This is a genomic window from Bacillus swezeyi, from assembly GCF_001969815.1.
GTDB lineage: Bacteria > Bacillota > Bacilli > Bacillales > Bacillaceae > Bacillus > Bacillus swezeyi.
Genome location: NZ_MRBK01000003.1, coordinates 47766 through 70295, shown reverse-complemented (window position 1 = coordinate 70295; position 22530 = coordinate 47766). Strand labels below are relative to the sequence as shown.

Here is a 22530-nt window from a genome sequence, read left to right as displayed (position 1 = left end):
TAATAGGATAAAGTACATAGTTCTTATTCAATCAATCAAGTATTTTGCGATTTCGGAAAAAAGCTAAAGCGCCCTTGTTTGATAGGGGTTCGTTCGTATGCAAGGAAAAATCGCTGTTTCATATACTGCTCTCTTTTCGGGCAGAAAAATAGATAAATTTGCACTTCGTTTTCATATTTTCCTTTTATAGAATTATCGTTGTGAATTTATGATATGTAGGAGGTAGGAGGAGAGTTAATGCGTCATCATCAATTTTTATCGATTTTATTGATTGGCATGCTGTCTGTTGTTTCTGTGTTTGCCTTCCAGACTTCAACAGCTGCCGCTTCCCGAAACCCTGTTGTCATGGTGCATGGCATAGGTGGAGCCGATTACAATTTCATCGGAATTAAAACCTATTTGCAATCTAAAGGATGGTCAGGCAATGAGCTTTATACCATCAATTTTTTGGATAAAACCGGAAACAACAGAAACAACGGTCCTAAATTATCTGAATACGTCAAACAAGTATTAAAAGAAACGGGGGCAGAGAAAGTGGATATTGTCGCCCACAGTATGGGCGGCGCCAATACCCTCTATTATATTAAACATCTGGACGGCGGAGATAAGGTGGGAAATGTGGTGACGATCGGAGGGGCGAATCGTTTGGTTACAAACACCGCACTGCCGGGAACCGATCCGCATCAAAAGATTTTGTACACTTCCATCTACAGCACAAGTGATTTCATCGTCTTAAACAGCCTGTCCAAATTGGACGGCGCTAAAAATGTGCAAATTTCAGGTGTGAGCCATGTCGGCCTTCTGTTTAGCAGCAAAGTGGATACCCTGATCAAAGAGGGTCTTACCGGCGGCGGCCAAAATGCCAATTAAAGTGAAAAACCTTGGAGAGACAAGCCTCTTCAAGGTTTCACTTCCTTTTAGAGAGATGTTTTTTTGCACAGAGCCTGTCTCCCTGTTCATTGGCGCCATGTAAATAAAAAGGACTCTAAATAAACGCCTTTTGATCGTTCATTCAGTGTCCGTAGCCCCCCGGTATTTTATTATTCCACGATAATTTCGAATACGCGTTGTTCTAGGTTGTATTTCGCATCTTGAAAGGTAAATTTATAGTCATCTGTTTCGGCATCAGGTGAAAGCCAAGCTCCGTATTTTCTGATCGTCTGGACGATACTTTCAATTTCAGCGGGAGTGAAGTCACCTATGTCTGTGCCTTCGGTTTCAGCAGTATGGCGTATTTTTACTGTGATCATCATCACTTATGGCTCCTTTCACTTGCTGTTTCAACATCTTATTAACAGCATATTTTTTGTCTGAGTAAATCGTGCCATTAACTCCTTTGTTTCAAATTATTCGGGCTCTCTTTTTTACAGACCTATTTTATTTGGAAAAGCTTCAAGTGGCAGCTTTCCGGCTTCATGTTATTCAAAATATTTGTTATAACCTTCAGATCTTCATAACCTGTATCACCTTCAGCAATGAGCGTCACTTCATCGAATGGTTTGACCCCGTCCTTCATGATAAGACCCTTTCCTTGCATGCCAAGCTTTTCGATCCTGCCTTAATCAAACCCTCTCCCGGAACGCCGAAGGGTTCGATTAAGGCATTGACAAAAAGGCTTTTGCGCCTGCCTACGCCATTAGAGCTCCTGATTTAAATCCTTTAAAACCGGATTGCGGCTGATATTCAGAACCTTTGACATTTTTGAAGCCGTCTCCTGTAATAAAGAAAAAACAGCGTCCTTTTGATGCGAAGATTCTCTTCTTGAGCTGCCGGAGGCGTTTTTCGGCCTGAAGGCGCTTCCTGTCCGAACATGTAAGCCAGATGCCCCGGTTTGGCTGGGAGACAGCTCGGTTTTTTGTTTCAGCCAGTCTCTTACACCATTTCGATGGTTCTGGTGCTCGCTTTGAATTCGTCTGACAAATCCTTGATCAGAATGGTATTTTGCTGATCGAGCATTTTGTCGTTAACAAAGGCCTTACCACTCTTCTATGAACTGATTGTGCTATCATCTGAATTTTCAGTTATAGGACATTGACTATAAATCGTGCAATCAGCTTAAAAACGCATTCACAAAACCTTCTATTTATAGCAAGAGTTTTCCCCGCTCCAAAATTTCTGTTTACAAAGGAGGAAATATCTCATATGATAGTGAGGGCAAATCGTAACTATTACTTTTTGGAGGTGTCATATATGACTTACATAGCAAAACGCTTGATCATGCCGATTGTTTTCCTTTTATTTCTTGCTTCCTGCTCTTCCGGGAGCGGTGAATCCGCTGCTGAAAACCGGGGAGGTGATGATAAAAAACTCACCTTTCTTTTTAATATCCCAAGTCAGACGCTTGACCCTCATTTGGATGTCAACTACACGTCCGTCCGGGCGGGCATCAGTGAAACACTCGTAAAGATCAGCCCAGACCTCAAGATTGAGCCTTGGCTGGCAAAGGATTGGAAAAGTGAAGACGGACAAACCTGGGTATTCACAATAAAAGACAACATAACCTTTCAAAATGGCAAAAAAGCAGACGCCAAAGCCGTAAAGGCTTCTTTGGAAAGGACGATCCGCGACAGCGCGGCCATGAAGAACGCTTTAAAGATTAAAAACATCAAAGCGGATGGACAAACATTATCGATCACGACAAATGAGCCTTTTCCCGAATTTCCTTCTGAACTGGTTCATCCCAATACATCGATCATTGACGTCAATGAAACGAATTTCTCTCAAAAACCGATCGGAACGGGACCTTTTCAAGTGTCTACATTTGAATCGGGAAATAAAATTGAACTGAAACGATATGAAGATTATTGGGATGGTAAGCCGAAGCTCGAGCGCGTCACTTTTTCATTTAACGAAGATGCAAACGCACGCGTCATGGCTTTACAGTCAAAAGATGCCGACATTATTTACAGGCCGAGTGTTGAGAATATTGACCATATTCAAAAAGATCCGTCAATCATTGTCGATTCGGTTCCAAGCCTGCGCGTTCACCAGCTGCTTTACAATACAGAAAAAGACAGTTTGGCCGATGTCCATCTTCGTCATGCGCTGGATGCTTTGCTGGATCGAAAAGAAATAGCGAAAAGCATCCTTGGCGGACATGCGCAAGCAGCTGACGGCCCGTTTTTAGCCGGCTTCCCGTTTGCTTCCGGCAAGGTCCAGAAACCGAGCGGACTAGAAGCGGCCAAAGCCGAGCTGAAAAAAGCAGGCTATCAAATGCAAGATGGGAAAGCCGTGAAAAATGGAAAAGCTTTATCTTTTACTCTGTTAACTTATCAGTCACGTCCGGAATTGCCTTTAATCGCCCAAGTCCTGGAATCGAATGCGAAAGAATTGGGGATATCCATCAAGATTCAGCAAGTGGAAAATATCGATGAGTATCTGTCTGAAAACGAGGATTGGGATTTGGCGACATACAGCGCAATGACCGCCCCTAGAGGAGATGCCGGCTATTTTCTGAATACCGCCTATATGCCGAATGGCGCTTTAAACTATAGCGGGATCCAACATCGAACATTGATCAAATGGATTGAGGAATTCAACCGCACCATTGATGAAGAAAAGCGAAACCGCCTCGCCAAAAAAGCGGCTGAGCTGATCGAGAAGGATGCATTGAACTCTTTCATTGTCACTCCGCAAAACATAACAGCTTACAGAGATCATGTTTTAAATTGGGAAACAAGCAAAAGCGAGTATTATATGCTGACAAAAGATTTGGATGTGAAAACAAAATGAAACAGATCAGTAAGCGGCTGTTTGAACTGATCTTGTTCCTATTCCTGCTTTCTTTCATCAGCTTTGTCTTTATGAAAGCGGCGCCCGGCGACCCGGTGAAACAAATGCTGCGGGTTGATGATGTCGCAGTGACGGACGAACAAATTGAGGAGTTTAGAGAAGAACTCGGGTTTAACAAGCCGATTTACATTCAATATTGGAACTGGTTCAAACGATTTTTCCAGTTTGATTTCGGACATTCCTATACAACCGGCGAACCCGTCATTGATGAACTCAGCCGAAAATTCCCGGCGACATTGCTGCTCACCGGCACATCGCTTCTCGTCATGCTTCTGATTTCGGTGCCGATCGGAACGCTTTCGGCTTTATATCAGGATCGGTGGATCGACCATATCGGCCGCTTGCTCGCTTTAATCGGAGCTGCACTTCCCAGCTTTTGGCTCGGTTTTATTCTGATTGATCTGTTTTCCGTCAGGCTGAAATGGCTGCCGTCAATGGGGGCGGGTACATTTAAGCATTTGATCCTCCCCTCTCTCACGCTTGGCATCGCCATGTCAGGCGTTTATGTACGCCTTGTGAGGTCGAGCCTGATTGAAAGCTTGGGACAGGATTTTGTCAGATCAGCCAGAGCCCGGGGCATCAGCGAAACGAGAATTTTTTTGTTTCATGCGTTTCGCCACTGCCTTGTCCCTGTCATCACGATTTTCGGAGTCAGTTTGGGAAGCTTGCTTGGGGGAACGGTGATTATTGAAGTTCTTTTTGCATACCCCGGCGTCGGCAAGCTCGTCATTGATGCGATTATTCAGCGGGATTACCCGATCATTCAGGGCTACATTTTATTCATGGGGGTCACCGTTGTGCTGATCAATCTTTTAGTTGACCTTTCCTATCAATACCTAAACCCGGAAATTCGCTTAAAGGAGGCTGGACGCCGTTGAAAAAAGCTGTCAAACAAGTGTTTCAGAACAAGGCCAGGCTGATCGGACTTGTGCTGGCGCTGTTTTTTTTGGCGCTGTTCGCAGCTCCTTTATTCGTGCCCTTTGATCCGCTTCGCACAGATATGGCAAACCGGCTGCAGCCGATAAGCCCCGATCATTTGCTTGGGACTGATCATTTGGGCAGAGATATCTTTTCCCGGATGATGGCGGGGGCGAAAGCGACAGTCGGCACAGCCTTGGCTGCGATTGCGATCTCCCTTTGTATAGGTGTTCCCATCGGACTGATCTCAGGCTTTTTCGGCGGACGGCTGGACCGGATCATGATGAGAATCGTTGATGCCGTTATGGCTTTTCCTGATTATATTGTCGCAATCGTTTTAAGCGGGCTGCTTGGCCCGGGGCTTATGAATTTAATCTTGGCGGTCGTCGCCGTCAAATGGGTCGGTTATGCACGGCTTGTCAGAAGCACTGTGTTTTCAGAAAAACAAAAAGATTATATTGCCTTGGCCGAGCTGACCGGCCTGCATCCTGCGGCCATTCTTAAAAAGCATCTTCTCCCCCACGTGCTTGGGAATGTATCTGTGCTTGCGACACTTGATATCGGAAAAACGGTTTTAATGATCGCAGCTCTTTCTTATATCGGGCTGGGCGCTCAGCCGCCACATCCTGAATGGGGCGCCATGCTGAACGACGGCAAAAATTATTTCTTACACGCTCCCTGGCTGATGGTGATTCCCGGCTTGGCGATCATGTTTGTTGTCTTATTATCAAACCTTTACGGCGATTCCTTAAGAGACCGGTTTGATGTCAAAAACAAGAAAGGAGTTTCTTAAAATGCCGATTTTGTCCATCGAAAGCTTAACGATCAGCCGACGGCAGCACGCGATTGTCAAAAACGTCTCTCTTTCGATCCATGAAGGAGAATGGTTTGCTCTATTAGGAGAAAGCGGGAGCGGAAAAAGCCTGACCGCTTCTGCTATCGCAGGGCTGCTTCCCGGCGGATTAGCGATTTCCGCCGGAAATGTACGATTTGGGGAGCATAGCATGCTCGAGGCAAGCCGCAAACAGCTCCGGGATATTCGCGGCAAAGACATTGCCTGCATTTTTCAAGACTGCCACGGCGCATTTACGCCGTTCATTCGCATCGGCAGACAAATCGATGAGATGGTCAAAGCGCACACCGACTGGCCTAGGAAAAAACGAAAAGAAGAGATTCTCCGCTCTTTTCAAGAGGTTTGCCTGCCGGAAAACAGAGTATATGACAGCTATCCGTTTCAATTGAGCGGCGGACAATTGCAAAGAGCAGCCATCGCTCAAGCCATGGTGCTCAAGCCGAAGCTCTTAATCGCCGACGAGCCTACAACGGCCTTAGACAGCATCACGGCAGCCGACGTTTTACAGCAGCTGGCCATGCTCCGCGATAAAACAAACTGCGCTGTCCTTTTTATCACGCATGATTTGCGGCTTGTCAAGAGATATGCCGATCAGGCAGCTGTTATGCAGAACGGAGCAATTGTTGAAAGCGGAGGAACCGCGAGCTTAATGAAGCATCCGCAACACGAGTATACAAAACGTTTATTTGCCGCGGTTCCCCCGCTGAAAAACCCACCTTTGCGGCTGATGGCCGCGTCAGAAAAGGACACGGCGCTCACAGGAACAGGAGGAGCTTCATGACCCGAAAAGAAGAGACAGTCCTTGCGGTCAGCAACCTGACAAAACATTATTCTTGCGGACACAAGGCCGTTGACAATGTATCCTTTTCCATTCGGAAAGGCGAGTGCCTCGGCCTGACCGGCGAGAGCGGCAGCGGGAAAAGTACGCTTGCCCGCTGCCTTTTGCTGCTGGAAAACATCGATCAGGGAGAGATTTGGCTTCATCAACACCCGCTTAGCAGCATAAACAAAAAAGACGCCCGCCTTTACCGCAGAAAGCTTCAGGCTGTTTTTCAAAATCCGGCCGCTTCATTAAATCCAAAGCTAAAAATGATTGATTCTGTAATGGAGCCTTTGGATGTCTCTAAAAAAGACGCCCCTTTATTTTTGCGGGGAATTTTAGCGAATCGCCGCCTTGCCGCTGAACATTTGTTTGCCATGGTCGGCCTCCCGCCGCACCTTCTTGACCGCTATCCGCATGAATTAAGCGGCGGACAGCGGCAGCGGGTTTTGATCGCCAGAGCCATCAGCATCGAGCCGTCTTTAATCATTTTTGACGAGCCGACCGCAAGCCTCGATGTCACCAGCCAGGCGAAAATTTTGGATCTCCTGAAGGATCTGCAGGACGAAATGGGCCTTTCTTACTTGTTTATCTCACATGATCTCGCCGCTGTTCATTTTATGAGCCATCACATCATGATCATGAAAGACGGGCAGATTGCAGATCAATTTGCAAAAGAAGAGCTGTTTTCCGAAAAAAGACACCCCTATGCAAAAAAGCTGCTTCAGGTGTTTGAATCATAAGGGGGGTAAAACATGAACCACAGACATTATCTTGCGGTCGCCATTCCGCTGATCATTTCAACGATTACCACCCCGCTGCTCGGAGCGGTTGATACAGCGGTGGCCGGACAGCTTTCTTCCCCTGCTTACATTGGCGGTGTTGCAGTTGGAACGATCATTTTCAACACGATGTATTGGCTGTTTGGATTTTTGCGGGTGAGCACTTCAGGCTTCGCCGCTCAGTCGCTCGGCGCTCAAAACAGCTCAGAGAGCGTTTTGGCGCTCACACGGCCCGTTTGTATCGCGCTGTTTGCCGGATTGATCTTCATCATCTTGCAAAAACCGCTTGAATATTCAGCGCTGATGCTGATTCAGCCGGATGTGCATACGGCTGAATTTGCATCCCAGTATTTTTCATTGCGGATTTGGGGAGCCCCTTTCGCTTTAGTCAGCTACTGTATTCTCGGCTGGCTGATGGGAATGTCACTCATCAAAGTAACATTGTTTTTGCAAATTTCGATGAATGTCTTGAATATCGTCCTTGATGTCGTCTTTGTTTATGTCTTTCATATGGAAGTATACGGCATCGCCGCGGCTACCGTGATTTCTGAAATAACGGGCTGTCTGATCGGCTGCTGGCTTGTGAAAACAAATGCTGCCATACCGTTTAAATTGCCGCCTGTCAAACTTTTGCTCGATCCGAAGCCGTTAAAAAAAATGATGGCGGTCAACCGGGATTTATTGATCAGAACATTGTGCCTTCTGGCGGTTTTCAATTTGTTTACAGCTAAAGGCGCCGGTTTTGGTTCTGAAATTTTGGCCGCCAATGCCATCTTGATTCAAATTCATTATATGATGGCGTACTTTTTTGACGGATTTGCCAATGCATCAAGTATTTTTACCGGAAAAGCCGTAGGAAATTTGGATCGCGGCCTCTATTCCCGGACGCTTTCTCTTTCATTCCAGTGGTCGCTTATTTCGTCAGCGGTTCTTGCCGCCGGCTATTTTCTCTTGAAAGATGCGATCATTCCTTTATTTACACCGCTTGAAAGCGTCCTGGAAGCTGCCAAAACATACGATGTTTGGATCATGCTGTATCCTGTAACCGCAGGTTTTGGATTGATTTTCTACGGAATTTTTACGGGCGCCACTGAAATAGGCCCTGTCAGAAATTCGATGCTTTTGGCCGCCCTTGGTTTTTTGGCCGCCTTTTTCACCGCTGTACCCGCTTTCGGAAACCATGGGCTGTGGCTCGCTTTTACTTTATTCAGCCTCGGCCGCTCTGTGTTCTTATGTATGGCCGTGCCAGGGCTGGCCGCCCGGATTTTCGGGGAGCAGTACAGTGGAAGGCTTAAGGCCGAATCATAAAGAACCCGGCTGAGCTCAGCCGGGTTTTTTTGATCAATATTTCGTTAATTGCACGACAAAATCGTTCAGATGATCTAATGTCATCATATTTTGGTTGCATTTTTCACTGTCATAGCAAATGTAATTGCCTCTGTCCGTATAGGTTTCTTTACCGCTTTTCACCCGGGCCATGAATAGTCCGATCGCTTCGGCCCTGTTGCATATCGAGCAGATTCCTTTTTTATGGCTGGGTTTGATCGTGCCGTGTATGCCTATCAGTCTTCCTCCGATATCCACAATCATGTATTTCCTGCCTGATCCCGCATCATTCCATCCCAAGTAGGAATATCCGCGGAAATCCATCTGCTCAAATTCCGGAGTCTTTAACTTTTTCACTTTAGAAAACAGTTTTTTAGCGACCTTTACTGTTACATGCTGAAATGGTATCACATCATGCTTTAACTCAGCTAAAAAGCGGATGGCTTCGCTGCTGTCTTCCGCTTCAACCATGTGGCACAGCAAATTCTTTTGCTGATTGCTGAGATCAGGAAACAGGTTTAATACTTGATCCAACGCATTGGATTTCAAAGCGTCAAGCACGTTTCCGTCCTTGATGTTCGCATGTCCTTGGACAAGACTGTCCGTTTGAAACTTAATAAAATTATATTGATCATTTCTGATAAAAGGGTTCATATTCACTGTATTTACATTCTTCATTTCTGCCAGCTCCTTATTTATATATATGTGAAATAAGGTGCAAAGCCGTATGATCAGAAATGATACCTTGCTCTTCAGGCGATTTGTTTAAAGCTCCCCCTCATGCAAAGTATCGCCTTTTTAAGATAACAGGCTTTGCATGAGACGCTGCAGCTGGCAAATGAATGTCATTTACCATTTTATACACCTCCGAATACTTACTTCATTATACACGACAATCATATTCAATCTCAATCATGTCATCCATCTTTAACATGCATATTTCATCCGCAGGGGTTACAATGCGCAGCTCCCGTTTCAGAGCGTCAACATAATGGATGCGGCCGACAAGCGTTTTGACCTCCCCCTGCCGGTAATAGGCAAATTGCAAAAGTCTGTTTTCCGCCATCGCTTCACAAATGATGTCATTGAATTCTTCATATTTTTGTTCATCCAAAATCGGTTTCTCGTGTTTTTGAAGGCTTTCATGATATTCCCTGAGCAATTCCACGTGCTCCGGCAGCATCATGGAAACCCATTTGATGTTGCCTCTGTCTTTTAACATCCGCAGATTCTCCTTTCTATGCCTGATGTCCGCCGACAAGCTTTGACCGCAGACGGGCGGTTCCGGCGTTTGTATAGGAAACGGCGCGCAAAAGCGCTGTTGAGCCGTGCCGTTCTCTGATGCCGTCCATCACATAGCCAAGCATCCGCTTTTTTTCCTGATCCGGACGAAAAAGGTCGAGCTGCATATGGGTGTCATCCTCAATGTTGGAAAGAGAAATGGAAACTTTCCGAACCGTTTTCCCCTCATAAAAGCGCTCGAACAATGCGAGGCATGTATGGTAAAGATCAAGTGTGACATTTGAAGGGCTTTCCATCGTGTTCGAACGATAAAATCCTCCGCCAAACTCATCGCGGCTGTATTCAATTCCGAGGCTGACGGTCCGCCCCGCCTGCTGATGGTCACGCGCCCTTTTGGCAACCTCTTCGCACATTTCAAGAATGACATGCTTGACTTCATCCGGGTTCGGATAATCGCGAAGCAGGATCTGGCTCTTTCCGTAGCTGACCTGCCCCGCCATGATCGGCGCTCCGATGGCTGAAAGATCAATGCCCCAAGCGTGATAGTAAAGCTGGTTTCCCATCAAACCGAATGTTTTCTCAAGCCGTTTGAGATCATAGTGTGCCAGCTGGCCGACTGTAAAAATCCCCATGCGGTTCAGCGTCTTTTCCAGCCTGGAGCCGATCCCCCACATCCGCCGCAGCGGGAACAAAGGCCAGAGTTTTGTTTCTACATCTTCATAATCCCAAACGGCCACCCCGTCTGCCGTTTTTTTCGCTTCAAGATCAAGGCAGAGCTTTGCCATCAACATATTCGGCCCGATGCCGACGGTGCAGGGCAGCCCAAACTCCCTTGCCATGTCATCTTGAATTTTCGCGGCAATCGTCCGTGCATCTCCCCACATGTTCTTCACACCGTCCACCTGGATAAAACTTTCATCGACGCTGTATGTATGAACGGCATCATGCGGCACATAGCGGCAGAACAGCCGGGTGAGCTCTGTTGAAACACGGACGAATAGCCCCATCTTCGGATTGACCAGCCGAATGCGCGGGTCGTCTGGCAGCTGATACAGCCTTGTCCCCGTTTGAACGCCAAACTCTCTTTTGAGAGCCGGTGAGGCAGCCAGAACGATGCTGCCCTGCCGCTCAGTGTTTCCGACAACCGCTAAGAAGCAAGTCATCGGATCAAGCCCGAGCAAAACGGCGGCACAGCTGGCATAAAAACTCCGCATATCAACGCACAAAATCGAGCGCGCCGGATATTGACTATAGTCCATCATCTAACCCCCCAAAAAGGAACTGACGTTCGCATCATTAGTGTATGAATACTATACTGCGAATATGCGTTCGATTTCCAGGCGTAAATTTATCCAAAGAAAATATTCCCTTTGACGTTCTGCCGTTTTCAACATGCCAATCGTTTCTTGCTGCTGGGAAGCAAAAGAGGTTTTTGGCCGCCCCTCGTCTGCGGTATGGGCTCGATTTTTGAGCAATCAGAAAAGCACCCCATTTTCGGGATGCTTTTTTCTATTCTGTCAATTTTTCAATCTGGCCCATCACATCACTGATCTGCTGAGCGCTTTGCACCAATTCTGACTGCTGCATCTTCTCGACTGTTAATTTTCCTTCCTCAACACTTTTCAAAACATCCTCAGCGCTTTTTTGCAGTGTTTCATTATGCTTCTCGATTGTGTCATGAATCTGGGCTGCAGCATCGGGCGGGGTTAATTCATTAAAATCGGCCGCAGCCTGCTGAATAGACTCAAGCTGTGTTTCCAGCTGTTCTTTTGCATCCGCATCGTTTACAGCCTGTTCAGCCAAGGAAGGCGCCTCCTCCGCAAATGTTTTCACTTTTTGGATATAGCCGGCCGCTTCATTTGTATAGTTCAATCCGTCATTCACCTGATCAAGCATTCCGCATCCGCTCGCTCCGAAAAGGCCGATTCCGGCCAGAACTGTGAGAATTCTTTTCATTGTTTGCCTCCTTATCGTTTTTTCCGCCCATGGCAGACCTTTCTTCGCCAATTCATGTCTGGACATCATCAGCTCCCCTCTCCCTTTTTGATAAAAATGAAAAAACTCCACCGATTTGGTGAAGTTGATAAACAAAAAGACCTTCACCAAATCAGATTTGGCAAAGGTCTCGCTAACAATTAGATTGCCAGCAAAGCCGAGGATTTAAGATATCCCGTAATGACGACTTTACTGTGACAGCTACTCCCCTTTGGAGTATTCATTTTTATTACTTTTATTTTAAAGCATCAGGCTTATCCGGTCAAATTCCTGCTGACGGTTAAAGAACTGGCACGGGCCGCAAAAAACACCTTCTTCAAAGATGGCGAGATGGTATAATACCCCATCTGCGAAAGGGGGTGGTGCGGATGACTGCATATGAAACAATCTCTTGTTGCATTGCCGTGTTGTCAAAAAAGGCAAACAGACCATCCCTTGAGCCCTGACAAGTTCGGGGAATGGTCTATTTTAACGAGACTCATAAAAAGCCGGAATGCTGCCTCATTCCGATTCTTTTTTATTTTAGCAGTTTTATTTAATCATGATATGTGCAAGACCATTCACAGCGATGAGCGTCCCTCGCGTTTTCTCATCAAAAAACTTTCACATCCGGAGTCCCGAAACCTGTTGAGAACATCGGTTTTTCCTAGTAAGATAAAAGAAAAATCGCTCCTAAAGGAGAAGGCAAATGGATGAAAAACTGATTGAAAAAATGCTCGGACAGGCACTCAGGCAATACGGCCGCAACATCGCAATCGACCCCCTCAGCCCCCATGAAAAACAAATCCTGAAGCTGGCTTTACAAGAAAGGCGGACGGAGGAGCCGGACGAGGGGCTGCATGCTCATATTGAGGATGTCGTCTATGATTATGTCACAAATCAAGGCTTGTTTTCATAATGCGATAAATGCTTCCCGGATCGGCTTCCAAAGCCAGGAAGCTTTCCCCCGCCTTCGCCCCAAGATTTAGAAATTCCTCTATTCATCACCATCTGTTTCATGTATGATAATACAATAAAATATGATTATCTGGAGCGTTCATCATGAAACGAAAATGGCAGAATATCCACCCGCTCAGCTGGACCATTATTGTCGGAACGATTTTCGGACGGATGGGAACCACAATAAGCATTCCTTTTTTAGCGATTTATTTAACACAGGTCAAGGGGGCTTCAGCCGCTTTTGCGGGAGCCGTGATAGCGGCAAGCTCCCTGATTGGAATTGCGGCGAGCTTTTATGGAGGGTATTTATCAGACCGGTTCGGCCGGAAAAAGATCATGCTCCTCTCGATTTTCGGCTGGGTGCTCGTGTTTGCCGGCTTCGCCCTCGCCGACCGCGTCTGGACCTTCTTTTTGATGAATGCCTTGAACGGATTGTGCCGCGCGCTTTTTGAACCGACTTCAAGAGCGCTGCTTTCCGATGTATCCAAACCTGAGACGCGCCTCTTTGTCTTCAATCTTAGATATACAGCAATCAACCTCGGCGTCGTCTTCGGTCCGCTTTTAGGCCTGTACCTCGGCTCTTCCAAAACGACGCTGCCGTTTTTCATCGCGGCTTTTATTTATTTCATTTACGGGGCCGTGCTGGCGGTTCAATTTCAAAATCACACCGTACCGGTAAGGGAGACGAATAAGCGCATTAAAGTAAGAGATGCCTTGCAGGTGACAAGAACAGACCGGGTGTTTTCAATCACGCTGATCGGCTCGATTCTTTGTCTGTTCGGCTATTCCCACTTCACATCGACGCTTGCACAGTACATGTCGGCAAGTCCTTTCATTGAAGATGGGACGAAGATATTCGGGATGATGCTGACGTTAAATGCTGCGGTCGTGCTGGTCATACAGTACCCGATCGTCCATATCGCAAAACGGTTTTCACCGATTTTGTCGCTGATCACGGGAAATGTTTTGATTAGCATGAGCCTGTTCAGCCTCTCGTTTTTCCATGACCTTTTATCCATCATCTTCATTGTTGTATTGTTTACAACAGGAGAAGTTTTGTTATTTTCTATGATGGATCTATTGATTGACCAAATTGCACACCCTGAACTCAAAGGGACTTATTTCGGAGCGATGGGCTTTACCCAGCTGGGAAGCGTCATCGGTCCGTGGGCGGGCGGCATGCTGCTGGATGCTTTCGGAGCAGGGAAGCCTTTTTTCACCTTTTCCATCCTGGCCCTCGCGACCCTTTGCGGAGTGCCTTTTCTCATTGCGGCCTTCAGAAAAGTCAGAGTGATGGAAGCCGCAAAAGTGAACATGCATTCAGAAAACACATTGCAAAATTAAAAGAGCGCAAGAGCGAGACCCTTCCGTTCGGCGGAGGGCCTTCTGGTTAAATGGTCGGGCGGACGTCAGCCGGAGCCACAAGCTCAACCTTGATACGATCGGGATCTTCCGCGTACAGCGCATAATGTCCGGCTCCGCCGGCGAACGGGTGTCTGTCTTCGTATAACATCCGATAGCCGCGTGCAACCAGCTGCTCTGTCATTTCATCCACCTGGGCTCTTGAAGCCGCTTGAAAGGCGAGATGGTTTAAACCGACCCGGCATCTGTGGTAGCCTGCCTCTAAAAAGCGCGCTTCTGCCTGAACAAGGACGATGTAGGCGCCATTCGCTTTCCAGCTGATGCCCCCTTTCCACTGCTGATAAACCTCATAGCCGAGCTCCTTTAGAAACCACCCCCAAAAACGCTTTGATCTTTCTACATTTGAAACATACAGTTCAATATGATGAATCACGCTCTTATCCTCCCGCTTCTATCTCCTTGATGTCACACCCGTCTGACCAAAATCTCTTCGACTTTGTGGCCTTTTCCTTTTTTCAGGATGAAGTCCGACCGGAATTTTGTAGGCAGAATGTTTTCATACAAGTTCGGGCGGTTGACCGTCTCCCAGATCGACTTCGCCAGCGAATCCGCTTCATCGTCTGTCAGATCTTTAAATTTATGAAAATAAGAAGTCGGGTCCTGAAACGCCGTCTCCCTGAGCATGCGGAACCGCTCGAGATACCATTTGATGATGAGATCTTCCTCGGCATCTACATAAATCGAAAAATCAAAGAAATCAGATACGAAAACACGCGGCTTTGTCCGGTCATCTTCAATCGTCGGCGTTTGCAGCACGTTGACACCTTCAATAATGACAATATCCGCCTCTTTCACCGTTTCAAAGACACCTTCCATTCTGTCGTAAGTTAAATGGGAGTAGACAGGCGCCTTGACGCTTTCCTTTCCTGACTTTAATTCGTTTAAAAACTCAAGCAGCGCCTTGACATCATAACTCTCAGGAAAACCCTTCCGCGACATCATCTTTTTTTCTGCGAGAATTGCATTTGGATAAAGAAACCCGTCTGTTGTGATCAGGCTGACCTTCAGCCGCTCCTGCAAGCGGGAGAGCGCGGTTTGAATGATCCGGGCGGTTGTGCTTTTTCCGACCGCCACACTTCCGGCTATCCCGATGATAAACGGAATCTTCGCTGCATGGGGGTGATTCAGAAAACCGTTCACCCGGATGTTCCGCTCATACTGAGAAGTCCGATGCAAATAAAGAAGCCGTGCCAGCGGAACATAAATCGTTTCCACTTCCTCCAATGACAGATAATCATTTAAACCTTCAAGCTCTTTCGCTTCCTCTTCCGTGATTTGCACTGACATATGGCCGCCCAGTTGCGCCCAGGCATCACGGGTATGACTCGTATATAACGTTTGCAAATTTAAATCTTGATTCGCCACATTTCTCACCTGTCCCTCTGTCATACACTGTTTGACCAATTTTTTTGAAATTGATTCCAGACCGCCATTATATTATATAGAATTTTTTGAATATTGACGAGAGATCAAGATTTTTTAATATCTGCAGATAAAAAACCGCCTCATCTGAGACGGTTGCTGTGGTTCGCCTTCCAATCAAGCGCGCGCTGTTCCAATCGTTTGACAAACGTATCTTTGCCATCCATGTAAGCTTCAATGTTAAAAGGAAACTGTTCCGCAAGCCGCGCTTTGAAACGACCGTACATTTCGGCATCCTCGGGATGCGCCCTTAAATAATCCCTGACCGCCAAGTGCCGGTCAATCTCTTCACGGTTATCGAATTGAAACATATGGATCTGATGGGTCCGCTTGTCTCCGCCTTTTCGGTAATACCGCCTTCCCGGAATACCGAATTCCCCGAGCGGCTCATATCCGAACGCAATCATTTCTCTGTTGAAGATTTCAGCATTTTCGATATTTTTGACAACCGGCATCATATCAATGATCGGCTTGGCTTGAAGCCCCGGTACAGACGTGCTGCCGATATGATGAAAATCGATCAATTCACCGCCGAAAATGGCTTTCAATTTTTGCGCTTCTTCCTGAAACAGGCGGGGCCATTTTTCATTATAGGCCGTTACAATAACATTCATGTTTACCGCTCCTTTTTGCCATTTAAGTCTTCAATGAAATAATAGAATATCATTCCGCCTTTACAAAATAAAAAACGCGCCTTCTGCACTCTTTTATGCTTACGACAAATAGTCTGGTAATCTTGGAACCCCTTCGCTTCTCTCCGTCATCTCAACCGGCATATGCCCGTCCAAATTCGCTAAACTGTCTGTTTATGAAATTCCAGACCGTTTTGTTATGATATTTTAAATGCCTTCAAATTAATCCATTGCTGTTTCATCCACAAAAAAAGACAAATAAAGCGATCCTCAGTTTGATATGATCATTAAATCTTCAAGTCGAGTTCTTTTTCTTTTATCAGATCCGTTCGTTGAGCTTTCCCAAGCTTTGTAAACAAAAGAATGACTATGCCTGCAAGGATTTCAACAAGCCCCCCTACAGCAATCACTTTCCCCGCTCCAAAAAAAGTCGCTGCGTATCCTCCAAGCAAGGCACCGATTGGAATCATAACGTATGAGATCATGCTGATGACTGCATAAACCTGCGGTTGATCCTCATCTTCAACTGACATTTGAATAATGGTATGTTCCGGTACATTTATGGCGCTGACAGTAGCCCCTAGTGCAAATGCCGCGAGGAACACCAGTGGCAAGAACGCGTTCATGCCTGTAATGAAAAATGCAGCTCCTTCAATCATGCCGGCAGCAACAAACAATAGCCCATACCGATTCACCTTTACTTTAGCCAGCACATATCCGAGCAAAAATGCTCCGCCGGCCGTCGTGACTTTTAATAAAGAATGAACGATAGGCCCTCCGTTTAAGTCTTCTGATATATAGACTGCGGACAGTGCTTCCCAAGGAGCAGATGCAATATTTGAAAATACGCAATAAATCGCCAACGGATATAAAATATGATGCCGACGAACAAGTGCAAATCCCCTTTTTAATTTTTTGAAATATGTACCTTGTGTCGTTGATGTTTCACCTTCAACTCTATCGCTTTTCTTTGCATAATGAATGAACAAGACTAAACAGCCTGAAATGATATACAGTGAAAGCGGGATCAGCATTGTATATGACGCCCCGATCATAACGATCAAGACTCCGCAAAGTGTAACCGCAGCCAGTCTTATCATATGTTCAGATGACTGTATTATTGCGTTTGCTTTTTGGATAAGATCTTCTTTCACAACTTTCGGAATCAATGATACAGATGCAGGGTTGTAAGAAGCTCCTGTAGCTGAATGTATGAGCGTCATCAAAATAATAAACCACAGCGGTGAAAATCCATTGAAGTAGCATATTGGAATAACAAACATCAGCAATGCTCTGGTTAAGTCCGCAAAGAACATCCAAAACTTCAATGTGTTTGTTTTCATGAGCGGAGTGATCACTGGCCCTAATAAGGCTTGAGGAAGAAAAGATACAGCTATTAATAAAGCGGTTCCTATCGCCCCTTTTCCTTCAAAGATCAGAAACCACAGAATAGAATTAAATGCGAAACTGTCCGCAGTGATTTTTATCAGCTTTGAACAAAAAAGAAAAATAAAGTTTTTTTGCCAAACGCTGTTCTCTCTTTTCACTCTCCGTCCCCCTCACTCCAATTTCCTATCATTATAAATAATGTTATTATATTACATTATCTTATTTGCAGCCAGCAAGTCAAATATATTCCCAGATAATCCCTCTTTCATCTCGTAAGGTTGAGATGAAATGTATCAGGATCGATTTCCAACTCACACGCTCCTGAAAAAGAACTTCACACCTTGAATGATTGCTCTTATTTTTATTGATGGATGAACGTATAAACTTTTATCAACCTCAAAATGAATCATATTGTTTAGGGCAAAGCCCCTTTTCCAACATCTTTCACAAAATAGAAAAAAGATAATGATTGTAAGTCTAAAGGCTTTTTTGTAAAATAATACATAAGGAAATGACACCCAGGATGAAAATTCAAAATATTATAAACAATCAGGAGGAAGGATGAATACCGCTTGGTCACAAAAATAGCATCTGAACAAATTGCCAAAAGCTGAATCAATGGTATGGCATGATTAAACGCCATCAAACGACAGAAGCAGCAGCCTTAAAAGAGGAAATCCGCAGCTTATTGCCGCATATGGATGAAGATCAGGATTTGCTCATATATTTTAATCTATTAGATTTTCGCTATAAGGTTTTGACTGAAGAAAAACTTGAGGATACTGATAAAGTTTATGATACCATCAAGGCAATTGGAGAAGAAAACACCGATAACATGATCGTTTATTATTCATTGTTCTTCTCAGGGGTATATGAATTTTACAAAAAAAATTATGTTGAAGCCATCAATTTTTATCAGCTGGCAGAAGCCAAACTCCGCAATGTCCCCGACCAAATAGAACACGCAGAATTTCATTATAAAATTAGCGAAGCCTATTATCAGATAGACCAGCATCTCATTTCGATAAGCCATGCCTTAAAAGCAAGAAGCATTTTTCGAGAATGGGAAGATTATAGGCATAGATCCATAAAATGTGAGATGGTTCTCGGAGCCAATATGTATGATATGTATAGATTCACCTCGGCGGAAGAACATTATCAAAAAGCGCTGAATGAAGCTAAAGCCGCGGGATTCCCAAAGGAAGTCGGTATCGTATATCATAACCTCGGGTTAATTTATGACAGAAAAAATATTCCTAAACTTGCTGAAGAATATTTTAAAAAAGCGATTAACATTGCGGAACATATGGAATCAATTAATGGCATTAGAACTTTATATATGATGGCAAACGTTCTATACAGAAGTGACCGGACTGCCGAAGCAAGAAGCTGGTATGATAAAGGACTTGCATATGCCAAAACATTTCGAGAAGAGGAGTACGAAGCAAAGTTAAAGTTAATTCACTCTTTATATGATTGCCATAATGATTCTGTAATCAATGAATCCTTACAATTCCTTGAACAAAAAAATTTATGGCCGGATACCTCGGAACTTGATGAACAAATTGCAGAATATTATTTGAAACAAGGAAATTTATCCAGGTCTGTTGAATACTTTAAAAGAGCAATAAAAGCAAAAAATCAAATGATGAAAGTTATGGAGGCGTTAGCATGAAAAAACTTAGTATCATCGGAATATTAAGCATCCTGACAATCACTTTTGCTTTCAGTCCGCTTGAAAAAGCGATTACAGTCGAAGCACCGGGATTTCATGTAGCTGAGAAAGCCATTACGTGAAACATTTAAAGAGACAAGTGCTTAGAAATGAACGGGTCAGTATATCAAGGAGTTTACAGAATTTCTGGACAATCATGTAAGGAGCGGGTCCTTCGTTTTACACCCGCTCCTTTTTCAATTCAAAAAAATATCCTGGCCCCGTTTGAACAAAAAAGAGTGCGGGCCCGCACTCTCTTTCAAACAGCCTGCTATTCACACGACATACTTGCTTTGCCTGTGTGCCATATAATAGGTGACGGCGGACAGCAATCCGATAGACGCGGCCAGAATGATGATGATCGGAAACATGTCAACCTTCACCGGGGTGAACAGTCTGAAGTTGCCGTTGAAATTAAAAACCGCATGCCCCAGATTGGACAGCAGATTTTTCAGATCAAATTTGCCAAGTGCAGGAACGAGCAGGCTGTAAATGATGTACAGCAAAGCTGGTGTAATAAAACTTCTGAACAGGACGCCTAAATAAAACCCGATCGTTGCAAAAATAAAGCTGACGGTCAGAACGACAATAAATTGAAGCAGGATATTGGCTTTTGGAAGAGCAGATATTGAAAACTGATCAACCGGGATGACTCTGGATGCCAGGGAATAAAAAATGAAGCTTGACATATATGCCGTACATAAAACAGCTGCCATTGCCGCTAGCATCACCATATAAACCGAACACTGTTTGGCAAGCAAAACCGACTTCCAATCATGCTTAACCGCCTTGACTTTCACCGTCTTAAATCTCATATCATATGAGGAAATATAGATGGCATAAAGCGTGAAAGCCAAAGGAAAAATAATGAAGCCCATCCACTCCATCGTGATGATGACCGATTGTTTTGGCTGAAGATGGTGAAGGGACAATACGAACTGCTCATAATCATACCTTAAAATGTTTTCAACGATTTCTCCGTCGCCATCCTTGCTCTTCAGCTCTCCTTCTTTCACCTTGACGGGCGAGCCCAGCGCCTGCTTAATATCGATTCCGAGGCTTTCATATTCTGCTTCTGTCTTCTTAAACAACTGATAGCTGCTGACCGTATTCTTATACTGAAAATATATGTATCCTGATGAAATCAATAGAAGAGGAATGAATAAAATGAAGAGCATTTTGGAATAGGATTGATACGCAAGCTCTTTCTTAAAAATGTTATAAATATTCTTTATAGACATCGCCCAATTCTGCTCCATTCGTTTTAAAATTTTCCACATGCAAAGCCGAGCCGTCTTTTAGCACAAATAATTGATCGACGATCGATGAATAAAATTCAAATTGATGACCGGCAGCTACAATGGTCATTTCACTTGACCAGTTATTGATCATTTCCTGAAGCTCCATCATTGAACGGTAGTCCAGGCCGTTTGAAATCTCATCCAAAAACAAGTATGCCGGTTTGTTTAAGGCGGCGATCATTAAAGCAAGCTTTTTTCTTTGTCCATAGGAATAGGTTTTGACTTTCTTTTTCAAGAGCGCATGATCGAGAAACTTTTGCGAGATTTGTTCGAGCTCATCTTTTTCAACCCGCTTGTTCAATAATATGTTGATGTTTTGGTATCCCGTTAGATTGAAATAGAACGGAGAATCATCATAAATGACGTGCACCTGATCTCTGACCGCTTCAAGCGGCTCGCCGCTATATAAAATGTCGCCTTTGAAATGTTCAAGCTTAAGCAGGCATTTCAGCAAGGTCGTTTTCCCTGCGCCGTTTTCCCCCATCAGAAAGCTGATTTTGTTTTTTTCGATGTTCATATTGAGGCGATTGAAAACCGCCTTGTTCCCATATGCTTTTGTTAAATCGCTGATTTTGATCAATTTAAAAAATCCTTTCTTGCATCAGGATGTGTTGCAACATTCTTCATTATAAAACGCTGCCAGGATTTTCAAAATAGTCTTTTGGCAGCGTTTTATGCCCTTTTTTTATTTCAAATTAGTCTTTTCCATACTTGCCTTTTTTGTTGACCCATCTTCTGTCCGTAAATGTAGTGCTTGCAAGTTCCACATCTCCCCAAGGTGTAACGGTCCCGATGCTGTGTGTTTTTTTGGCTCTCCATTTGTGAAGCCCGGAAGATTTGTAATACCTTTTAATCCCTTTTGCTCTCACGACGTTCGGAAAAATATATCCCACATCTTGCGAGCCGCTGCTTTTGGACACTTTTTTGCCGTTGTAGTACCAGTCAATATAATCTTTTGACCAGGCGAGAAAGCTCCCTCTTTTAATCGTGAGCCTCTTTCCCGAATAAGCCGTCACATTGCTTTGAACAGATGCTTGTTTCGGAAGTGATTGGACATACTCTGTTTTGGCTTCAAGCAGTTCTTTCTGCTCATCTGTCAGCTGGCCGCCTTCCGCAGCCGCAGCAAATGAGGATGGAATCAAGAGTGCTGCTGACAAAGAAAATCCTAAAATCGCTTTTTTCATGTTACTCCCCCCGTATTTTAAAATATTCTTATGTATGTCTGAGCTGGCACCCATCAGCATTTTCTATATACAAAAAACGGTTTAAGGTCGCGCATTCTATTATTTTAATCGATTAAAAGGTAGATTCCTAGCAGATCAGACCATTTAATCATTGCCTATTGGAAATTATCCCCTCCTCATTTATTGATATTATAACATATTTTACCTTATTATCAATTTTGTTTTCTTGTTTTTCCCATTATTATGTTTACAAAAATATCATTTTCGACAAATACATTCCAAAAACATCATGCTCCACTTATAATAGAAATGGTTCAAAACAATGACAGAAAAGGATGGGAGAATATGTGGAAAACCGAAAGTGAAGACCCGTATGTTTTGCAGAAAATAAACGAGAAAGCCATTCTCAAAGCGGAAAAAGAGCTTGGGATCAATCTTCCTGAATCGTACAAAAAATTGGTGCTCCTGCAGAACGGAGGATTCATCAAATACAATGCCTTTCCGACAGACCGTCCGACATCCTGGGCGAAAGACCATATCCAGTTCGACTATCTGCTGGGGATAGGCAAAGAAGACGGTATTCTGGAAAGCGCTGATCTGATTGAAGAGTGGGAACTGCCTGACGGTCTCGTCCTCCTCCATGGAGACGGTCATACTTGGATCGCTCTTGACTACAGAGAAGTGAAAGAGAATCCGCCTGTCCATTACTTCGATTTGGAAGATGAGGAGGATTTCAGACTGGCCGATTCTTTTGATGAGTTCATCGCCAAGCTGTATATAGAGGAAATCTAGAACGGCG

The 22530-nt window shown here is 44.6% G+C and carries 23 protein-coding genes and 1 pseudogene; 12 read left to right on the top strand and 12 right to left on the bottom strand.

The window, feature by feature from the left end:
- Positions 1-237: 237 nt before the first annotated feature.
- A complete protein-coding gene (locus BTA30_RS01980) occupies positions 238-870 on the top strand; it encodes an esterase/lipase family protein (protein ID WP_076758581.1) in 633 nt (210 codons plus the stop codon).
- A 170-nt stretch (positions 871-1040) separates the two neighbouring features.
- Here the strand turns inward: BTA30_RS01980 and BTA30_RS01975 are convergent, their stop codons facing one another.
- A complete protein-coding gene (locus BTA30_RS01975) occupies positions 1041-1253 on the bottom strand; it encodes a hypothetical protein (protein WP_076758579.1) in 213 nt (70 codons plus the stop codon).
- Between the two features lie 937 nt (positions 1254-2190).
- Between BTA30_RS01975 and nikA the strand changes: the two genes are divergently transcribed.
- From nikA to BTA30_RS01945, 6 genes are read left to right on the top strand one after another with little or no spacing between them, the layout of a single operon-like run.
- Positions 2191-3732, top strand: coding sequence for a nickel ABC transporter substrate-binding protein (gene nikA, locus BTA30_RS01970; RefSeq protein ID WP_076758577.1), 1542 nt, complete (start codon positions 2191-2193; stop codon positions 3730-3732).
- Positions 3729-4670 (top strand): nickel ABC transporter permease, encoded by a 942-nt coding sequence (gene nikB, locus BTA30_RS01965; protein WP_076758575.1) that lies wholly within the window; start codon positions 3729-3731, stop codon positions 4668-4670. The genes nikA and nikB overlap by 4 nt, the downstream gene beginning before the upstream one ends.
- The gene (gene nikC / locus BTA30_RS01960) at positions 4667-5503 is read left to right on the top strand and encodes a nickel transporter permease (RefSeq protein ID WP_076758573.1); all 837 of its coding nucleotides are present in this window, start codon (positions 4667-4669) and stop codon (positions 5501-5503) included. The genes nikB and nikC overlap by 4 nt, the downstream gene beginning before the upstream one ends.
- Position 5504: 1 nt before the next feature.
- Positions 5505-6344, top strand: coding sequence for an ATP-binding cassette domain-containing protein (locus tag BTA30_RS01955; RefSeq protein ID WP_076758569.1), 840 nt, complete (start codon positions 5505-5507; stop codon positions 6342-6344).
- Complete coding sequence (locus BTA30_RS01950; RefSeq protein WP_076758567.1) at positions 6341-7126, top strand: ABC transporter ATP-binding protein; 786 nt, start codon at positions 6341-6343, stop codon at positions 7124-7126. The genes BTA30_RS01955 and BTA30_RS01950 overlap by 4 nt, the downstream gene beginning before the upstream one ends.
- 12 nt (positions 7127-7138) lie before the next feature.
- On the top strand, positions 7139-8473 hold the full coding sequence (locus BTA30_RS01945) for an MATE family efflux transporter (RefSeq protein ID WP_076758565.1): 1335 nt from the start codon (positions 7139-7141) through the stop codon (positions 8471-8473).
- Positions 8474-8506: 33 nt separating this feature from the next.
- Here the strand turns inward: BTA30_RS01945 and BTA30_RS01940 are convergent, their stop codons facing one another.
- The 4 genes from BTA30_RS01940 to BTA30_RS01925 form a co-directional block, all read right to left on the bottom strand.
- Positions 8507-9169, bottom strand: a complete 663-nt coding sequence (locus BTA30_RS01940) for a FusB/FusC family EF-G-binding protein (RefSeq protein ID WP_239693660.1) — start codon at positions 9167-9169, stop codon at positions 8507-8509.
- A 205-nt stretch (positions 9170-9374) separates the two neighbouring features.
- The gene (locus BTA30_RS01935) at positions 9375-9713 is read right to left on the bottom strand and encodes a YolD-like family protein (RefSeq protein ID WP_076758563.1); all 339 of its coding nucleotides are present in this window, start codon (positions 9711-9713) and stop codon (positions 9375-9377) included.
- 16 nt (positions 9714-9729) lie between these two features.
- Positions 9730-10992, bottom strand: coding sequence for a Y-family DNA polymerase (locus BTA30_RS01930; protein ID WP_083696931.1), 1263 nt, complete (start codon positions 10990-10992; stop codon positions 9730-9732).
- 250 nt (positions 10993-11242) lie between these two features.
- Positions 11243-11689 carry a DUF6376 family protein gene (locus BTA30_RS01925; protein WP_076758978.1) on the bottom strand — a complete coding sequence of 149 codons (447 nt, stop codon included), beginning with the start codon at positions 11687-11689 and terminating at the stop codon, positions 11243-11245.
- 727 nt (positions 11690-12416) lie between these two features.
- On the opposite strand from BTA30_RS01925, the gene BTA30_RS01915 reads away from it, so the two are divergent.
- Both BTA30_RS01915 and BTA30_RS01910 read left to right on the top strand, forming a co-directional pair.
- Positions 12417-12626: a YqzH family protein gene (locus tag BTA30_RS01915; RefSeq protein WP_076758555.1), complete on the top strand. Its 210-nt coding sequence runs from the start codon at positions 12417-12419 to the stop codon at positions 12624-12626.
- A gap of 143 nt (positions 12627-12769) precedes the next feature.
- Positions 12770-14011, top strand: a complete 1242-nt coding sequence (locus tag BTA30_RS01910; protein ID WP_076758551.1) for an MDR family MFS transporter — start codon at positions 12770-12772, stop codon at positions 14009-14011.
- Positions 14012-14057: 46 nt separating this feature from the next.
- Here the strand turns inward: BTA30_RS01910 and BTA30_RS01905 are convergent, their stop codons facing one another.
- The 4 genes from BTA30_RS01905 to BTA30_RS01890 form a co-directional block, all read right to left on the bottom strand.
- Positions 14058-14459 (bottom strand): VOC family protein, encoded by a 402-nt coding sequence (locus BTA30_RS01905; RefSeq protein WP_239693663.1) that lies wholly within the window; start codon positions 14457-14459, stop codon positions 14058-14060.
- Positions 14460-14494: 35 nt separating this feature from the next.
- Complete coding sequence (gene coaA, locus BTA30_RS01900; protein WP_076758546.1) at positions 14495-15454, bottom strand: type I pantothenate kinase; 960 nt, start codon at positions 15452-15454, stop codon at positions 14495-14497.
- A gap of 140 nt (positions 15455-15594) precedes the next feature.
- Positions 15595-16125 carry a GrpB family protein gene (locus BTA30_RS01895; protein WP_076758543.1) on the bottom strand — a complete coding sequence of 177 codons (531 nt, stop codon included), beginning with the start codon at positions 16123-16125 and terminating at the stop codon, positions 15595-15597.
- 305 nt (positions 16126-16430) lie between these two features.
- Positions 16431-17690 carry an MFS transporter gene (locus BTA30_RS01890; RefSeq protein WP_076758540.1) on the bottom strand — a complete coding sequence of 420 codons (1260 nt, stop codon included), beginning with the start codon at positions 17688-17690 and terminating at the stop codon, positions 16431-16433.
- Positions 17691-18142: 452 nt separating this feature from the next.
- On the opposite strand from BTA30_RS01890, the gene BTA30_RS01880 reads away from it, so the two are divergent.
- Both BTA30_RS01880 and BTA30_RS24060 read left to right on the top strand, forming a co-directional pair.
- On the top strand, positions 18143-19207 hold the full coding sequence (locus tag BTA30_RS01880; protein ID WP_275667272.1) for a Rap family tetratricopeptide repeat protein: 1065 nt from the start codon (positions 18143-18145) through the stop codon (positions 19205-19207).
- Entirely contained in the window at positions 19204-19329 is a 126-nt protein-coding gene (locus BTA30_RS24060; RefSeq protein WP_275667265.1) for a hypothetical protein, read from the top strand. The genes BTA30_RS01880 and BTA30_RS24060 overlap by 4 nt, the downstream gene beginning before the upstream one ends.
- 192 nt (positions 19330-19521) lie before the next feature.
- On the opposite strand, the gene BTA30_RS01875 is transcribed toward BTA30_RS24060, so the two are convergent.
- From BTA30_RS01875 to BTA30_RS01865, 3 genes are all read right to left on the bottom strand, one after another.
- Positions 19522-20487, bottom strand: coding sequence for an ABC transporter permease (locus BTA30_RS01875; RefSeq protein ID WP_076758533.1), 966 nt, complete (start codon positions 20485-20487; stop codon positions 19522-19524).
- Positions 20465-21127: an ATP-binding cassette domain-containing protein gene (locus tag BTA30_RS01870; protein ID WP_076758531.1), complete on the bottom strand. Its 663-nt coding sequence runs from the start codon at positions 21125-21127 to the stop codon at positions 20465-20467. Before BTA30_RS01870 ends, BTA30_RS01875 begins: the two co-directional genes overlap by 23 nt.
- 115 nt (positions 21128-21242) lie before the next feature.
- Positions 21243-21731 (bottom strand): hypothetical protein, encoded by a 489-nt coding sequence (locus BTA30_RS01865; RefSeq protein ID WP_076758529.1) that lies wholly within the window; start codon positions 21729-21731, stop codon positions 21243-21245.
- A 345-nt stretch (positions 21732-22076) separates the two neighbouring features.
- Between BTA30_RS01865 and BTA30_RS01860 the strand changes: the two are divergent.
- Positions 22077-22517, top strand: a pseudogene (locus BTA30_RS01860) (SMI1/KNR4 family protein); the annotation flags it as partial.
- Positions 22518-22530 lie beyond the last annotated feature (13 nt).

Coding starts and splice junctions, on each gene's coding strand:
- BTA30_RS01980 (WP_076758581.1), top strand. CDS start 238: ATGCGTCATCATCAATTTTTATCGATTTTATTGATTGGCATGCTGTCT.
- BTA30_RS01975 (WP_076758579.1), bottom strand. CDS start 1,253: ATGATGATCACAGTAAAAATACGCCATACTGCTGAAACCGAAGGCACA.
- nikA (WP_076758577.1), top strand. CDS start 2,191: ATGACTTACATAGCAAAACGCTTGATCATGCCGATTGTTTTCCTTTTA.
- nikB (WP_076758575.1), top strand. CDS start 3,729: ATGAAACAGATCAGTAAGCGGCTGTTTGAACTGATCTTGTTCCTATTC.
- BTA30_RS01955 (WP_076758569.1), top strand. CDS start 5,505: ATGCCGATTTTGTCCATCGAAAGCTTAACGATCAGCCGACGGCAGCAC.
- BTA30_RS01950 (WP_076758567.1), top strand. CDS start 6,341: ATGACCCGAAAAGAAGAGACAGTCCTTGCGGTCAGCAACCTGACAAAA.
- BTA30_RS01945 (WP_076758565.1), top strand. CDS start 7,139: ATGAACCACAGACATTATCTTGCGGTCGCCATTCCGCTGATCATTTCA.
- BTA30_RS01940 (WP_239693660.1), bottom strand. CDS start 9,169: ATGAAGAATGTAAATACAGTGAATATGAACCCTTTTATCAGAAATGAT.
- BTA30_RS01935 (WP_076758563.1), bottom strand. CDS start 9,713: ATGTTAAAAGACAGAGGCAACATCAAATGGGTTTCCATGATGCTGCCG.
- BTA30_RS01930 (WP_083696931.1), bottom strand. CDS start 10,992: ATGGACTATAGTCAATATCCGGCGCGCTCGATTTTGTGCGTTGATATG.
- BTA30_RS01925 (WP_076758978.1), bottom strand. CDS start 11,689: ATGAAAAGAATTCTCACAGTTCTGGCCGGAATCGGCCTTTTCGGAGCG.
- BTA30_RS01915 (WP_076758555.1), top strand. CDS start 12,417: ATGGATGAAAAACTGATTGAAAAAATGCTCGGACAGGCACTCAGGCAA.
- BTA30_RS01910 (WP_076758551.1), top strand. CDS start 12,770: ATGAAACGAAAATGGCAGAATATCCACCCGCTCAGCTGGACCATTATT.
- BTA30_RS01895 (WP_076758543.1), bottom strand. CDS start 16,125: ATGAATGTTATTGTAACGGCCTATAATGAAAAATGGCCCCGCCTGTTT.
- BTA30_RS24060 (WP_275667265.1), top strand. CDS start 19,204: ATGAAAAAACTTAGTATCATCGGAATATTAAGCATCCTGACAATCACT.
- BTA30_RS01875 (WP_076758533.1), bottom strand. CDS start 20,487: ATGTCTATAAAGAATATTTATAACATTTTTAAGAAAGAGCTTGCGTAT.
- BTA30_RS01865 (WP_076758529.1), bottom strand. CDS start 21,731: ATGAAAAAAGCGATTTTAGGATTTTCTTTGTCAGCAGCACTCTTGATT.